The following is a 13,063-nucleotide window of genomic DNA, read 5'->3' as shown; positions in this document are numbered from 1 at the left end:
AGCTATCCCAACAGATAGGGTGGTCCGATGCGCCCAGCTTTGTCCGACTACCGGCATCTGACCAGCGGTAAGGTTCGCGACCTGTACCGCATCGATGACGACCACCTGCTGTTCGTCGCGTCAGATCGGATTTCGGCGTTCGATTACGTGCTCGACAGCGAGATTCCGGACAAGGGCCGGGTCCTGACCGCCATGAGCGTCTTCTTCTTCGACTACCTGGCCGAGCAGCTGGGCACCGCCAACCACCTCGCCGGCCCGGCCGACGACGAGCGAATCCCCGCCGAGGTGCTGGGCCGCGCCCTGGTGGTGCGCAGCCTGGAGATGATGCCGGTCGAGTGTGTGGCGCGCGGATACCTCACCGGTTCGGGGCTCATCGACTACCGCAAGACGGGGCAGGTGTGCGGTATCGCCCTGCCCGCGGGGCTGACCGAGGCCAGCCCGTTCGCCGAGCCGCTGTTCACGCCCGCGACGAAGGCCGAGATCGGTGCGCACGACGAGAACATCGCGTTCGACGCCGTCGAGAAGCTGGTGGGTACCGAGCGGGCCGAGCAGCTGCGCGACGAGACCCTGAAGGTGTACAGCGCCGCCGCCGCGCACGCGCTCACCAAGGGAATCATCTTGGCGGACACCAAGTTCGAGTTCGGGGTCGACGCAGACGGCACTCTGGTGCTGGCCGACGAGGTGCTGACGCCGGACTCGTCCCGGTACTGGCCGGTCGATGGGTACACCGAAGGTGTGGTGCAGCCCAGCTTTGACAAGCAGTTCGTCCGGAACTGGCTGACCGGGCCGGACTCCGGCTGGGACCGCGCCGGTGACACCCCGCCGCCGGCGTTGCCCGACGACATCGTCGAGGCGACGCGGGCGCGGTACATCGAAGCGTACGAACGGATTTCGGGTCGCCGCTTTGCGGATTGGATCGGCGCATGAGCCGGCCTCCCGTCGCCAAGAAGGTCGAGCACCGCCGCGAGCACCACGGCGACGTGTTCATCGACCCGTACGAGTGGATGCGGGACAAGAACGACCCCGAGGTGCTCGCGCTCCTGAACGCGGAGAACGCCTACACCGAGGAGATCACCGCGCCGCTGGAGCCGTTGCGGCAGAAGATCTTCGACGAGATCAAGGCCCGCACCAAGGAGACCGACCTCTCGGTGCCGACGCGCCGCGGCGACTGGTGGTACTACGCCCGCAGCTTCGAGGGCAAGCAGTACAGCGTGCACTGCCGTTGCCCCATCAGCGATCCCGACGACTGGACGCCGCCGCAGCTCGATGAGCACACCGAGGTCCCCGGCGAACAGGTGCTGCTGGACGAGAACGTCGAGGCCGAGGGCCACGACTTCTTCTCGCTCGGGGCGGCCACCGTCAGCGTCGACGCCAACATCCTGGCGTACTCCGTCGACACTGTCGGCGACGAGCGATACACGTTGAAGTTCAAGGACTTACGCACCGGCGAGCTGTACGACGACCGGATCACCGGCATCGGTGCCGGAGGTACCTGGGCGGCCGACAACCGGACGCTCTACTACGTCACGGTCGACGACGCCTGGCGTCCGGACACCGTGTGGCGGCACCGGCTGGGTTCCGGGCTGCCCGGCGAGAAGGTGCACCACGAATCCGACGAGCGGTTCTGGGTCGGGGTCGGCCGCACCCGCAGCGACAAATACGTCTTCATTGCCGCGGGCAGTGCCGTCACCTCCGAGGTGCGGTACGCCGACGCGGGTGACGCCAAGGCCCAGTTCGCAGTGGTGTTGCCGCGCAAGGACTCTGTGGAGTACTCGGTCGAGCACGCGGTGATCGGCGGTGAGGACCGGTTCCTGATCCTGCACAACGACGGCGCGGAGAACTTCACGCTGGTAGATGTGCCCGTGTCCGATGCCCCACTGACCGGCCTGACGAACGCCCGGACGCTGATCGAGCACCGCGACGACGTCCGCCTGGACGGTGTCGACGCCTTCGCCGACCAGTTGGTGATCAGCTACCGCAGCGAAGCGCTGCCGCGAATCCAGCTGTGGCCCTTGGATTCCGACGGCAACTACGGCGATCCTCAAGAGATCACCTTCGAGTCGGAGTTGATGTCGGTAGGCCTGTCGGGCAACCCGAACTGGTCGTCGCCGCGGCTGCGGGTGGGGGCGACGTCGTTCGTCATCCCGGTGCGGATCTATGACCTGGACCTGGCCACCGGCGAGCGAATCCTCCTTCGCGAGCAGCCGGTTCTCGGCGACTACCGGCCGGCGGACTACCTGGAGCGCCGGGATTGGGCCGTCGCGCCCGACGGCACGAAGGTGCCGCTGTCGGTCATCCAGCGGGCCGGTGCGCCGACCCCGGCGCCGGCGCTGCTGTACGGCTACGGCGCCTACGAGTCCTGCGAGGACCCGCGCTTCTCGATCGCGCGGCTGTCGCTGCTGGACCGTGGCGTGGTGTTCGTCATCGCCCACGTCCGTGGCGGTGGTGAGCTGGGGCGCGGCTGGTACGAGCACGGCAAGCTGCTGCACAAGAAGAACACCTTCACCGACTTCATCAGTGCCGCAGAGCATCTGATCGCCACCGGGGTCACCCGGCCGGAGAACCTGGTGGCCCTCGGCGGTAGCGCCGGTGGTCTGCTGATGGGTGCGGTGGCCAACATGGCGCCGCAGTTGTTCGCCGGGATTCTGGCGCAGGTGCCGTTCGTCGACGCGCTGACCACCATCCTCGATCCGTCGCTGCCGCTCACCGTCACCGAATGGGACGAGTGGGGTAATCCGTTGGCGGACAAGGATGTCTACGAGTACATGAAGTCCTACACGCCGTACGAGAACGTGACGGCGCAGGAGTATCCGGCGATTCTCGCGATGACGTCGCTGAACGACACCCGGGTGTATTACGTCGAACCGGCCAAATGGGTTGCCGCCCTGCGTAGTACCAAGACCGACGACCATCCCGTCCTGCTCAAGACCGAGATGGCCGCCGGACACGGTGGCACCAGCGGGCGCTATGAGCGGTGGAAGGAAGCGGCGTTCCAGTACGCGTGGGTGCTAGCCACCGCGGACCGCGACAAATATGGCAGCGGCCAGGTAGATGACCTCCTCGACGGAGCGCACGCTTAGGTTCGATGCCATCGAAGGTGGGGTATCGGGCATCTGCGCGGCATAGATGTTGGCGGGAAACATGGCCAGCATCAACAGGAACAGGCAGATGGCCGCGGCGACGCGGGTGGGTGGGAACAGCAGACCGGCCGCGCCGAGCAGTTCGAGCACGCCCGTGACCGTCACCAGCAGCTCTGGCGACGGCAGCCGCGGCGGGACGATCGCGATCATGTCGCCGCGCATGCCGGGAACGAAATGCGCGATCCCGGTCATGACGAACATCAGCGCCAGGCCGACCGCGATGGCGTTCGGCCAGCTGTTGACGTAAGCAACCCCGAGCCAGCCCACAGTGCGGGCGCCCAGGCTGCCCAGGACGAGAGCAAGAAGTACGGCCACGAACTGTGCCTCCCTCATCTAGTCGGTGTCTAGATTGAGGATAGCCCTGAACTAGTCGCTGTCAAGATAGGATGTCGATATGGCCAAGGGCAGCTACCACCATGGCGACCTGAGGGTCGTCATCCTGGCGCAGGCGGCCGCGCTCGTCGCCGAACGCGGCGCCGACGCCATCTCGCTGCGCGAGCTGGCCCGCGCGGCCGGGGTATCGCACGCGGCGCCCGCCCATCACTTCACCGATCGGCGCGGATTGTTCACCGCGCTGGCGACCGAGGGCTTCACGCTACTGGCTGCGGCACTTGCTGACGCCAAGCCCGAATTCGCCTACGCCGCACGGGTGTACGTGCAATTCGCCCTCGACCACCCCGGCCACTACGCCGTCATGTTCGACAAGATGCTCTACGACCCGGCCGACCCGGACCTGCGTGCCGCCGAGGACGAGGCGGCGGCCGAACTCACGGGCGGCGTCGCGACCCTCACCGATCCCAACGCGCAGCGTGACCCCGAGGGCTCGGCGCTGGCCGCCTGGTCGCTGGTGCACGGCTTCGCGCTGCTGACGCTCAACGGCACGGTCACCGACACCGACCCCGTCGACACCGCCGAGCGCCTCGCCCGAATCCTCTTCTCCGGCTGAAACGTCTCGCTGGCGGTAGCGGGAACTGTTCAGGTGGCACCAATGTCACGGCAACCATCGAGACACCTGGAGTTGCCACACTGCTTACATGGCTGGCCAATTGATCGTCTCGATCTCGGGCATCCGGGACCGCACGCTGGGCGATGTCGCCGACTTCTGTAGCGAACTCGACGCACGTCAGATTCCCGCATCGCTGCTGGTCGCCCCGCGGCTCAAGGGCGGCTACCGACTGGACCGCGACATTCCGACCGCCGAGTGGTTGACCAAACAACGCGCAGCAGGAGCCTCTGTCGTCCTGCACGGATTCGACGAAGCGGCCAGCAAGAAGCGCCGCGGCGAATTCGCCGCGCTGCCCGCCCACGAGGCCAACCTGCGGCTCATGGGCGCCGACCGGGTGCTCGAACACCTCGGGCTGCGCACCCGGTTGTTCGCGGCACCCGGCTGGACGGCGTCACAGGGCACCGTGATGGCCTTGCCGCGCAACGGTTTCCGGCTGCTGGCTGGAGACAGCGGCATCACCGATCTGGTGCGGTCGACGACCCTGCGGGCCCGGGTTCTCGGCATCGGCGAAGGCTTCCTCACCGAGCCATGGTGGTGTCGCACCCTGGTGCTGGCCGCCGAACGCACAGCCCGGCGCGGCGGCACCGTCCGGCTGGCCGTGGCTGCCTCCCAGCTGCGGCGGATCGGTCCGCGGCAGGCCATGCTCGACGCCATCGATCTTTCGCTCATGCACCGCTGCGGCCCCGCGGCCTACGAGTGGCTGCCGGACCCGGCACTAACCGACGCGGCCTGAAGGCCGGGGCGCTAGCGTGGCCCCATGGACGCTGACGTCATCGTCGTGGGGGCCGGGCTCGCCGGATTGGTCGCCGCCGCTGAACTGCTGGAGCGCGGCCGGTCGGTGCTGATCGTCGACCAGGAGAACGAGGCCAATATCGGTGGCCAGGCGTTCTGGTCGTTCGGGGGCTTGTTCTTCGTCGACAGCGCCGAGCAGCGGCGCGTCGGAATCCGCGACAGCTACGAGCGAGCGCTGGAAGATTGGCTGCGCACAGCGGGATTCGACCGCAGCGAGGATCACTGGCCCGAGCAGTGGGCGCGGGCCTACGTCGACTTCGCGTCCGGCGAGAAGCGCAGGTGGCTGCGCGAGCGCGGACTGCAGACCTTCGCACTGGTCGGTTGGGCCGAGCGCGGCGGCTGGGACGGCAAGGGGCCGGGCAATTCGGTGCCGCGCTTCCACATCACCTGGGGCACCGGTCCGGCGCTGGTCGACGTCTTCGCCCGACGGGTCGTCGGGCATCCCAAGGTGAAGTTCGCGCACCGGCATCGAGTCGATGAGCTCATGGTCGACGGTGGCGTCATCACCGGTGTGCGCGGCGCAGTGCTGGAACCGTCGACCACTGCCCGCGGCGAAGCGTCGTCGCGTAACGCCGTGGGGGAGTTCGAGTTCCGGGCGCAGGCCGTGATCGTCGCCAGCGGCGGTATCGGCGGCAACCACGATCTGGTGCGTCAGAACTGGCCCAAGCGCATGGGCCGGGTGCCCGGCCAGCTGCTGTCGGGCGTCCCCGCGCACGTCGACGGCCGCATGCTCGGCATCAGTGCGGCCGCCGGCGCGAGCATCATCAACAACGACCGGATGTGGCACTACACCGAGGGCATCACCAACTACGACCCGGTGTGGCCGCTGCACGGCATCCGCATCCTGCCCGGCCCGTCGTCGCTGTGGCTGGATGCGACCGGCAAGCGCCTGCCCGACCCGCTGTACCCGGGCTACGACACCCTGGGCACGTTGGAACACATCTGCCAAACCGGTTACGACTACACGTGGTTCGTGCTCGACCAGAGCATCATCGCCAAGGAGTTCGGCCTGTCCGGCCAGGAGCAGAATCCCGACCTCACCGGCAAGAATCTGCGGGAAGTGCTGGCGCGCAGCCGAAATGGCGGCCCCGCCCCGGTCCGGGCGTTCGTCGACAAGGGCGTGGACTTTGTGTCGGCGAAGACGTTGCGGGACTTGGTGACCGCCATGAACAACGTGCCCGACGTGGTGCCGCTGGACTACGCGACCGTCGAAGCCGAGGTCACCGCCCGCGACAAGGAGATGACCAGCAAGCTCACCAGCGACGGCCAGACCGTCGCCTACCGGGCGGCGCGCTCGTATCTGCCCGACCGGCTGGCGCGCATTGCCGGGCCGCACAAGCTGACCGATCCCAAGGCCGGCCCGATGATCGCGGTGAAGCTGCACATCCTGACCCGAAAGTCGTTGGGTGGCTTGCACACCGACCTCGATTCGCGGGTGCTGACGCCGGAGGGTGCGGTGCTCGACGGGCTGTACGCCGCCGGTGAAGCTGCCGGGTTCGGTGGCGGCGGGGTGCACGGCTACCGGGCGCTGGAGGGCACCTTCCTCGGGGGCTGCATCTTTTCGGGCCGGGCCGCCGGACGTGCCGCCGCCCGCGCCGTGGGCTGAGGTTTACCGCCGAACACTTCCACTTCCCCAGTGGGAGGCGCCCCTGGTTCGCGAATGGTGCAGGGCCTGCGGGCCGGCGGCCAACACCGCCAGGCACACCATGGACGTGGCATAGAACGCACCACCGATGATGTCGGTGAAGTAGTGGAAGTCGTTGCTGGCCATGCCAATCGAGGGGATGGCGGCACCGATCACGGCGAGCGTGACACTCCACGGGTGAATACCGATCGCGAGCAACAGCATGGCCGCGACGGTGATCGCCACCGTGGTGTGGCCGCTCGGATACGCCAGATTCTCGCCGTACCAAGGCCGGCCGAACAGCACCTTGAGCACCTTCGCGCCGATGATCGAGATGAGCGGGCACAGCGCGGCCACGGTGGCCAGCCGCCACTCGCGCCGCCACAGCGGGATGCCGATCGCGAGCAGGTAGAGCGGCACGAGCACCCGGACCCGGTTCAGCGCCAGCATCCAGTACGGGTGCTTGCCGAGTAGTTCCTGCGACGTCTCCATGAACCAGCGGTCCAGGCCCGAGTCACCTGACCTCACGGCCAGGCCCAGCACGATCGTCGCGGTGAACCCCACCAGGGGCCACCAGACCAGGAACCGCCGCGTGCTCAGAACCGCGTCTCCTGCTCGGGCGTCAGCACCCGGAAGTCCGTGTCGGTCATCTCGTCGAGCCGGCCGTAGTAGATGCCCTTGGCCTGTTCGGCGACGACGCCCTGATGGATCGGCACCGCGTGCTGCGGCGCCACGGCCCGCAGGAAGTCGACGGCCTCGGCGATCTTCATCCACGGCGCGGCGGCCGGTGCGGCGAGCACCTCGACCGGCTCATCCGGCACGAACAGCGCGTCACCCGGATGCATCAGGCGGGCAGCGTGACCAGCATCACCGACCAGATACGAGATGTTGTCGATGATGGGGAGCTCCGGGTGGATCACGGCGTGCTTGCCGCCTGCGCCGCGCACCGTCAGGTGACCGATCGAGAGGGTGTCGCCGACGTGCACCGCCTGCCACGGCCCGCCCAGCTGCGCCGCCGTCATCGGGTCGGCGTACAGCTTGGCCTGCGGATTCGCCTCGACCAGGGCGGGCAGGCGCGCCGGGTCGGCGTGGTCGGGGTGCTGATGGGTGATCAGGATGGCGTCCAGTCCGGTGATGCCCTCGAACCCGTGCGAGAAGTTGCCCGGGTCGAACAGCACCGTCGCTTCCGCGTCGCCATCGGTGAATCGGGCCAACAGGCAGGAATGTCCGAAGTGCGTCAGCTCCATCAGTCCATTCTGGCGGCACTCGGGCGGCATCGCGCCTTTTCCCGGCGCCGGTAGAGTAAGCGCGAGCAATCCGACCCGAACAAAGGAGCGCGCGTGGCCCGCGTCGTTGTGCACGTGATGCCCAAGGCCGAGATCCTGGACCCGCAAGGCCAGGCGATTGTCGGAGCGCTGGGGCGCCTCGGAATCACCGGAGTGTCCGATGTCCGGCAGGGCAAGCGGTTCGAGCTCGAGGTCGACGACACCGTGTCCGACGAGACGCTGGAGCACGTCGCCGAGACGCTGCTGGCCAACACTGTCATCGAGGACTTCTCGGTGCACCGGGAGGACGCGTGACCACCAAGGTCGGTGTCATCACCTTCCCCGGCACGCTCGACGACGTCGATGCCGAGCGCGCGGTGCGCGCCGTCGGCGGCGAGGCCGTCAACCTCTGGCACGCCGATCCCGACCTCAAGGGCGTCGACGCCGTCATCGTCCCCGGCGGTTTCTCCTACGGCGACTACCTGCGCTGCGGCGCCATCGCCAAGTTCGCGCCCGTGATGACCTCGGTCGTCGAAGCCGCCGGCAAGGGCATGCCCGTGCTGGGCATCTGCAACGGCTTCCAGGTGTTGTGCGAAGCCGGGCTGCTGCCGGGCGCGCTGACCCGCAACGAGGGCCTGCACTTCATCTGCCGCGACGTGTGGCTCGAGGTCACCGCGACCTCGACCGCGTGGAGCAGCCGCTACGAAGCCGGCGCCGACATCCTGATCCCGCTCAAGTCGGGCGAAGGCCGGTATGTCGCGTCGGAGAACGTGCTCGACGAACTCGAGGGCGAAGGCCGCGTGGTGTTCCGCTACCGGGACAACATGAACGGCTCGATGCGCTCGATCGCCGGGGTCAGCTCGGCCAACGGCCGCGTCGTCGGCCTGATGCCGCATCCCGAGCACGCCACCGAGGCCCTCACCGGCCCGTCGGATGACGGGCTCGGCATCTTCTTCTCGGCGCTCGACGCGGTCCTGAGCGCCTGACAGCTCAGCTGTCGAGCGCGACCGACGCCTCGGCGGTGTAGCACAGGAACGTCAGCGTCTCCTGCAGGTACAGCTGCACCGAATCGGCATCGTGGGACAGGTATCCGATGGTCACGTCGGTGCCCAATTGCAGATCGAAATCGCCGCCGCGCGTGGACAATACGAACGCGCCGTCGATGGCGGGCGCCCAGATGATCTCGCCGTCCACCAGCCGGTTCAGGTGCTCCAGCAGCGGGTAGCCGTGCTCGGTGGTCTCGGTGACCTTGGTGTAGGCCTCCGCCGACAGCAGCACCGAGTACGGCCCGTCCACACCGGCCAGCCGGAGCTCCGACAACGCCTGCGAGATCACGTCGGGGTAGCCGCGCGGATCACTCGGCAATGCCAGCGCCGGGTTGGAACCGGAGGCGCGGATGCCTTCGATCTGCGCGTCCGCGTAGCCCTCGAAGATCGCGCGGTCCTCGGCGAAGGCCAGCTTCTTGGCGGCCTCCTTGACCGGATCCCAGTCGGAGTCCTGCGCGCCCCGCTCGACGTCGTCGATTGCCGTGCGCGACACCGTGAACGGCACCCGCAGCCGCACCAGCGGCCGGGACTCGCGGAGGTGCGCCTGGACGCCCTCGGCCGGCGATGCGACATCCACCAGATGGCCGGTGCCGACGGCAGCGGCCGTCGGGCCGTTCGGGCCGCTCACGTCGACGACGCGGCGACCGGCGATGTGCCGCTTGAACGTCCGCGCGGCTTCCTCCTCGATCTGCGCCCAGGCGGCGGAGGTGACGGGAGCCAGTTCGCGGTACAGGTTGTTCATTGCGGTTGACCTTTCAGACTGCCGATAGACAAGGGGCTGACGTGCTCGGGTACTGCGGGTGCGGCGGGTGTCGCCGGTGGCGGCGGGGGAGAGTCGAGGAAATCCGTTGTGGGCGTGAAGAACAGGGCGCCGGTGACGGCAGTGGAGAAATCCAGGATGCGGTCGGTGTTGCCCGGCGGGTCGCCGATGAACATGTTCCGTAGCATCCGCTCGGTGACCTCGGGATCGGCCGAATAGGCGATGTAGTACGTGCCGAACTCGGCGGAGCCGACCCGGCCGAAGGGCATGTTGGCCCGCAGAATCTGCAACTGGTTGCCGTCGTCATCGGTGATGACGTTAAGTGCCAGATGGGAATTCGCGGGTTTCACGTCGTCGGCCATCTCGATGTCGTCGAGCTTGCTGCGCCCGATCACCCGCTCCTGCTCGGCGACACTGAGTGAGTCCCACGACGACATGTCGTGCAGGTACTTCTGAATGTGAACGTAACTGCCACCGGCGAATTCGGGATCGTCGTCGCCGATCTGCACAGCCGCCACGGCGTCCGGCCCGTCGGGATTCTCTGTGCCGTCGACGAACCCGAGCAGGTCGCGGTTCTCGTAGAACTTGAACCCGTGCACCTCGTCGACCACCGTGACGGCGCCGTCGAGTGACTTCAGAATCTGGCCGGCCATCTCGAAACACACGTCCATGGCATTGGCCCGGATATGGAACAGCAGATCGCCCGGCGTCGACGGGGCGTGGTGCCGCGCGCCCTGCAATTCGGGGAACCGATGCAGGCAGGCCGGGCGCGGCCCCGAGAACAGGCGATCCCAGGCGTCCGAGCCGATCGACGTCACCACGGCCAAAGCGCTTGCCGGTGTGCGAAATCCGACGGCCCGGCCCAGACCGGACAGTCCGGAGAGCGCGTCGTTGACCGCGGATTCGGCGCCTTCGTTGATGGTGGCGATGAGGAAGATCGCTGCGGACGTCAGGGGGCTGGTGACCGGTTGCGGTCTAGGCGGTCGCACGAATTCGACCCTAGCGGCAAGCGCCGCGGATTTCCGGGTGATGATGGCCTCATGACCGGAGCTACTGCCGCGGGCCTCTGCGGGTTCATCGACGCGTCGCCCTCGCCGTTCCACGTGTGCGCCACGGTGGCCGCGCGTCTGACCGCCGCCGGCTTCACCGAACTCGCCGAGACCGACGCCTGGCCCGCCTCTCCCGGCAACTACTTCACGGTGCGGGCCGGCTCCCTGGTGGCGTGGCAGACGACGGACGCACCGAACCCGTTCCGCATCGTCGGCGGCCACACCGACAGCCCCAACCTGCGGGTCAAGCAGCACCCGGACCGGTTCGTCAGCGGCTGGCAGGTGGTGGCGCTGGAGCCGTACGGCGGCGCCTGGCTGAACTCCTGGCTGGACCGCGACCTCGGCATCAGCGGCCGGCTTTCGGTGCGGCGCGGCAACGCCGTCGAGGACGTGCTGGTCCGGATCGACGACCCGATCCTGCGGGTGCCGCAGCTGGCCATCCACCTGTCCGACGACCGTAAGGGCGTCAGCCTCGATCCGCAGCGGCACGTCAACGCGGTGTGGGGCGTCGGGACGGGCAGCCGTGACTTCGTCGGCTATGTCGCTGAGCGCGCGGGCGTGGCGGGCGCGGACGTGCTGGCCGCCGACCTGATGACCCACGACCTGACGCCGTCGCGGCTCATCGGTGTCGACAGCGAACTCATCAGCGCACCCCGGCTGGACAACCAGGGCACCTGCTACGCCGGGCTGGAGGCGTTCCTGGCCGCTCCCGCTGCCGCATACGTTCCGGTGCTCGCGCTGTTCGACCACGAAGAGGTCGGGTCGACGTCCGATCACGGCGCGCAGTCCGACCTGCTGCTGACGGTGCTGGAACGCATCGTGCTGGCCGCCGGCGGGACGCGGGAAGACCTGCTGCGCCGGCTGGCCGGGTCGATGGTGGCCTCCGGCGACATGGCGCACGCCACCCACCCCAACTACCCCGAGCGGCACGAACCGGGCCACCTAATCGAGGTCAACGCCGGTCCGGTGCTCAAAGTGCAGCCCAACCTGCGGTACGCCACCGACGGCCGGACTGCCGCGGCGTTCGCCCTGGCCTGTGCCCAGGCCGGGGTGCCGCTGCAGCGGTACGAGCACCGCGCCGACCTGCCGTGCGGATCCACGATCGGCCCGATGACCGCCGCGCGTACCGGCATCCCGACGGTCGACGTCGGCGCCGCGCAGCTGGCGATGCACTCGGCGCGCGAGGTGATGGGCGCTCACGACGTCGCGGCCTATGCCGCGGCGCTGCAGGCGTTCCTGTCGCCGGCCTGACCTAGAGTCGCGACCATGGCACTCAAAGTGGAGATGGTCACGTTCGACTGCACCGACGCGCAGGCCCTGGCCGACTGGTGGGCCGCGCAGTTCGGCGGCAAGGTGCACACCCTGATGCCGGGGGAGTTCTTCGTCGTCAACTTCGCCGAAGGCCCGAACCTGGGCTTCCAGCAGGTCGACGATCCGACGCCCGGCAAGAACCGGCTGCACCTGGACTTCCATCTCGAGGGCGACATCGAGCCCGAGATCGAGCGGCTCAAGGCTGCCGGCGCGAGCGAGACCGAGCGGCACGCGTTCGGCGAGGTGGCCCGCTGGGTGGTGCTGGCCGACCCGGAGGGCAACGCCTTCTGCATTGCCGGCGCGGCCTGACGGCTTACGGACCTCGACTGTCGTCGACGAGTTCGACACCGGTCGACACATACGGCTCAGACGCGGCATGCCACGCCTTGGACGCGACGACGATCGCGCCGGCACAGATACACACCAAGGCCGCGACCACGGCAAACACCGCGATCGTGGCTCGGTTGATACCCAGTTGGAGTCTCATTCGGCCACGCTAAATCCGGTGGGTAAGGGCTACGTTTGTGCTTCTTAGCTGCCGGCTGTGAGTGCGGTCGCGATGAGTCTCGGCGCCCGCGACGGTCATAGTCTTGAAACCTCGATCGAGAACGGAGTCCGCCATGACCGGCGCCAAGGATGTATCGAAATCACGGTCCGCGTTCGCCGGCCGCACCACACCGGAGAAGGTCGGCCTTGCGCTGAGCGCCTTCCTCCTGCTGTTCCTGCTGGCCGATGCCATCCCGAAGATTCTCGGGGTGGAGTTCGCGCGCACCGCGACCGAGGGACTCGGCTTCCCGCCCTATCAGACGTACCTCATCGGATGGGTGCTGCTGGCCTGCGTCATCGCGTGGGCGATCCCCCGCACGGCAGTGCTGGGCGCGGTCGGGCTGACGGCCTATCTCGGCGGTGCGGTGACCATCGATCTGCACGAGCAGGCCTGGTTCCCGGTGGTCTTCGCGGTGGCCTTCGGCCTGCTGATCTGGGGCGCGCTCATTCTGCGGCGTCCCGCATTGCTCAAGGTGTTGATCGGCGGGACCGAGTAGCCGGCATTCGCCGTGGCGGCCGGGCGC

Annotated in this window: 16 protein-coding genes; 10 read left to right on the top strand and 6 right to left on the bottom strand. The window is 68.2% G+C overall.

Annotation, left to right across the window (positions count from 1 at the left end; translation table 11 throughout):
- Window positions 1-27: 27 nt before the first annotated feature.
- Both AC1U2B_RS13225 and AC1U2B_RS13220 read left to right on the top strand, forming a co-directional pair.
- The gene (locus AC1U2B_RS13225) at window positions 28-927 is read left to right on the top strand and encodes a phosphoribosylaminoimidazolesuccinocarboxamide synthase (protein ID WP_260972287.1); all 900 of its coding nucleotides are present in this window, start codon (window positions 28-30) and stop codon (window positions 925-927) included.
- The gene (locus AC1U2B_RS13220) at window positions 924-3,080 is read left to right on the top strand and encodes a S9 family peptidase (RefSeq protein ID WP_480217133.1); all 2,157 of its coding nucleotides are present in this window, start codon (window positions 924-926) and stop codon (window positions 3,078-3,080) included. The genes AC1U2B_RS13225 and AC1U2B_RS13220 overlap by 4 nt, the downstream gene beginning before the upstream one ends.
- On the opposite strand, the gene AC1U2B_RS13215 is transcribed toward AC1U2B_RS13220, so the two are convergent.
- Window positions 3,009-3,455 carry a DoxX family protein gene (locus AC1U2B_RS13215; RefSeq protein ID WP_480217301.1) on the bottom strand — a complete coding sequence of 149 codons (447 nt, stop codon included), beginning with the start codon at window positions 3,453-3,455 and terminating at the stop codon, window positions 3,009-3,011. The genes AC1U2B_RS13220 and AC1U2B_RS13215 overlap by 72 nt on opposite strands.
- Before the next feature lie 79 nt (window positions 3,456-3,534).
- On the opposite strand from AC1U2B_RS13215, the gene AC1U2B_RS13210 reads away from it, so the two are divergent.
- The 3 genes from AC1U2B_RS13210 (at window position 3,535) to AC1U2B_RS13200 (ending at window position 6,544) form a co-directional block, all read left to right on the top strand.
- Window positions 3,535-4,086: a TetR/AcrR family transcriptional regulator gene (locus AC1U2B_RS13210; RefSeq protein ID WP_480217132.1), complete on the top strand. Its 552-nt coding sequence runs from the start codon at window positions 3,535-3,537 to the stop codon at window positions 4,084-4,086.
- An 88-nt stretch (window positions 4,087-4,174) separates the two neighbouring features.
- Window positions 4,175-4,879 carry a DUF2334 domain-containing protein gene (locus AC1U2B_RS13205; protein ID WP_480217131.1) on the top strand — a complete coding sequence of 235 codons (705 nt, stop codon included), beginning with the start codon at window positions 4,175-4,177 and terminating at the stop codon, window positions 4,877-4,879.
- 24 nt (window positions 4,880-4,903) lie between these two features.
- Complete coding sequence (locus AC1U2B_RS13200) at window positions 4,904-6,544, top strand: FAD-binding dehydrogenase (protein ID WP_480217130.1); 1,641 nt, start codon at window positions 4,904-4,906, stop codon at window positions 6,542-6,544.
- Window positions 6,545-6,547: 3 nt separating this feature from the next.
- Here the strand turns inward: AC1U2B_RS13200 and AC1U2B_RS13195 are convergent, their stop codons facing one another.
- Together AC1U2B_RS13195 and AC1U2B_RS13190 are read right to left on the bottom strand one after the other, a co-directional pair.
- A complete protein-coding gene (locus AC1U2B_RS13195) occupies window positions 6,548-7,126 on the bottom strand; it encodes a phosphatase PAP2 family protein (RefSeq protein WP_480217129.1) in 579 nt (192 codons plus the stop codon).
- Between the two features lie 32 nt (window positions 7,127-7,158).
- Complete coding sequence (locus AC1U2B_RS13190) at window positions 7,159-7,809, bottom strand: MBL fold metallo-hydrolase (RefSeq protein ID WP_418003671.1); 651 nt, start codon at window positions 7,807-7,809, stop codon at window positions 7,159-7,161.
- A gap of 93 nt (window positions 7,810-7,902) precedes the next feature.
- On the opposite strand from AC1U2B_RS13190, the gene purS reads away from it, so the two are divergent.
- Window positions 7,903-8,142, top strand: a complete 240-nt coding sequence (gene purS, locus AC1U2B_RS13185; protein WP_043390368.1) for a phosphoribosylformylglycinamidine synthase subunit PurS — start codon at window positions 7,903-7,905, stop codon at window positions 8,140-8,142.
- Window positions 8,139-8,813, top strand: coding sequence for a phosphoribosylformylglycinamidine synthase subunit PurQ (purQ, locus tag AC1U2B_RS13180; RefSeq protein ID WP_480217128.1), 675 nt, complete (start codon window positions 8,139-8,141; stop codon window positions 8,811-8,813). Before purS ends, purQ begins: the two co-directional genes overlap by 4 nt.
- A 4-nt stretch (window positions 8,814-8,817) precedes the next feature.
- Here purQ and AC1U2B_RS13175 read toward each other — a convergent pair whose 3' ends face one another.
- Together AC1U2B_RS13175 and AC1U2B_RS13170 are read right to left on the bottom strand one after the other, a co-directional pair.
- The gene (locus AC1U2B_RS13175; RefSeq protein ID WP_043390374.1) at window positions 8,818-9,615 is read right to left on the bottom strand and encodes a family 1 encapsulin nanocompartment shell protein; all 798 of its coding nucleotides are present in this window, start codon (window positions 9,613-9,615) and stop codon (window positions 8,818-8,820) included.
- The gene (locus tag AC1U2B_RS13170) at window positions 9,612-10,622 is read right to left on the bottom strand and encodes a Dyp-type peroxidase (protein WP_480217127.1); all 1,011 of its coding nucleotides are present in this window, start codon (window positions 10,620-10,622) and stop codon (window positions 9,612-9,614) included. The genes AC1U2B_RS13175 and AC1U2B_RS13170 overlap by 4 nt, the downstream gene beginning before the upstream one ends.
- Window positions 10,623-10,673: 51 nt before the next feature.
- On the opposite strand from AC1U2B_RS13170, the gene AC1U2B_RS13165 reads away from it, so the two are divergent.
- Both AC1U2B_RS13165 and AC1U2B_RS13160 read left to right on the top strand, forming a co-directional pair.
- On the top strand, window positions 10,674-11,933 hold the full coding sequence (locus AC1U2B_RS13165; protein WP_480217126.1) for a M18 family aminopeptidase: 1,260 nt from the start codon (window positions 10,674-10,676) through the stop codon (window positions 11,931-11,933).
- A gap of 15 nt (window positions 11,934-11,948) precedes the next feature.
- Entirely contained in the window at window positions 11,949-12,302 is a 354-nt protein-coding gene (locus AC1U2B_RS13160) for a VOC family protein (RefSeq protein WP_043390381.1), read from the top strand.
- Window positions 12,303-12,306: 4 nt separating this feature from the next.
- Here the strand turns inward: AC1U2B_RS13160 and AC1U2B_RS13155 are convergent, their stop codons facing one another.
- On the bottom strand, window positions 12,307-12,480 hold the full coding sequence (locus AC1U2B_RS13155; RefSeq protein ID WP_480217125.1) for a hypothetical protein: 174 nt from the start codon (window positions 12,478-12,480) through the stop codon (window positions 12,307-12,309).
- 133 nt (window positions 12,481-12,613) lie between these two features.
- Between AC1U2B_RS13155 and AC1U2B_RS13150 the strand changes: the two genes are divergently transcribed.
- Window positions 12,614-13,036, top strand: a complete 423-nt coding sequence (locus AC1U2B_RS13150) for a DoxX family protein (RefSeq protein WP_071287789.1) — start codon at window positions 12,614-12,616, stop codon at window positions 13,034-13,036.
- Window positions 13,037-13,063: the final 27 nt, after the last annotated feature.

This window comes from Mycolicibacterium sp. P4_G11 (assembly GCF_056555145.1).
Note: the sequence above shows the minus strand (reverse complement) of the source record. Positions and strands in the feature narration are given on the sequence as shown.

What these genes read in the sequence shown, in the direction of transcription:
- AC1U2B_RS13225 (WP_260972287.1), top strand. Translation starts at nt 28, where the DNA reads ATGCGCCCAGCTTTGTCCGACTACCGGCATCTGACCAGCGGTAAGGTT.
- AC1U2B_RS13220 (WP_480217133.1), top strand. Translation starts at nt 924, where the DNA reads ATGAGCCGGCCTCCCGTCGCCAAGAAGGTCGAGCACCGCCGCGAGCAC.
- AC1U2B_RS13210 (WP_480217132.1), top strand. Translation starts at nt 3,535, where the DNA reads ATGGCCAAGGGCAGCTACCACCATGGCGACCTGAGGGTCGTCATCCTG.
- AC1U2B_RS13205 (WP_480217131.1), top strand. Translation starts at nt 4,175, where the DNA reads ATGGCTGGCCAATTGATCGTCTCGATCTCGGGCATCCGGGACCGCACG.
- AC1U2B_RS13200 (WP_480217130.1), top strand. Translation starts at nt 4,904, where the DNA reads ATGGACGCTGACGTCATCGTCGTGGGGGCCGGGCTCGCCGGATTGGTC.
- AC1U2B_RS13190 (WP_418003671.1), bottom strand. Translation starts at nt 7,809, where the DNA reads ATGGAGCTGACGCACTTCGGACATTCCTGCCTGTTGGCCCGATTCACC.
- AC1U2B_RS13175 (WP_043390374.1), bottom strand. Translation starts at nt 9,615, where the DNA reads ATGAACAACCTGTACCGCGAACTGGCTCCCGTCACCTCCGCCGCCTGG.
- AC1U2B_RS13165 (WP_480217126.1), top strand. Translation starts at nt 10,674, where the DNA reads ATGACCGGAGCTACTGCCGCGGGCCTCTGCGGGTTCATCGACGCGTCG.
- AC1U2B_RS13160 (WP_043390381.1), top strand. Translation starts at nt 11,949, where the DNA reads ATGGCACTCAAAGTGGAGATGGTCACGTTCGACTGCACCGACGCGCAG.
- AC1U2B_RS13155 (WP_480217125.1), bottom strand. Translation starts at nt 12,480, where the DNA reads ATGAGACTCCAACTGGGTATCAACCGAGCCACGATCGCGGTGTTTGCC.
- AC1U2B_RS13150 (WP_071287789.1), top strand. Translation starts at nt 12,614, where the DNA reads ATGACCGGCGCCAAGGATGTATCGAAATCACGGTCCGCGTTCGCCGGC.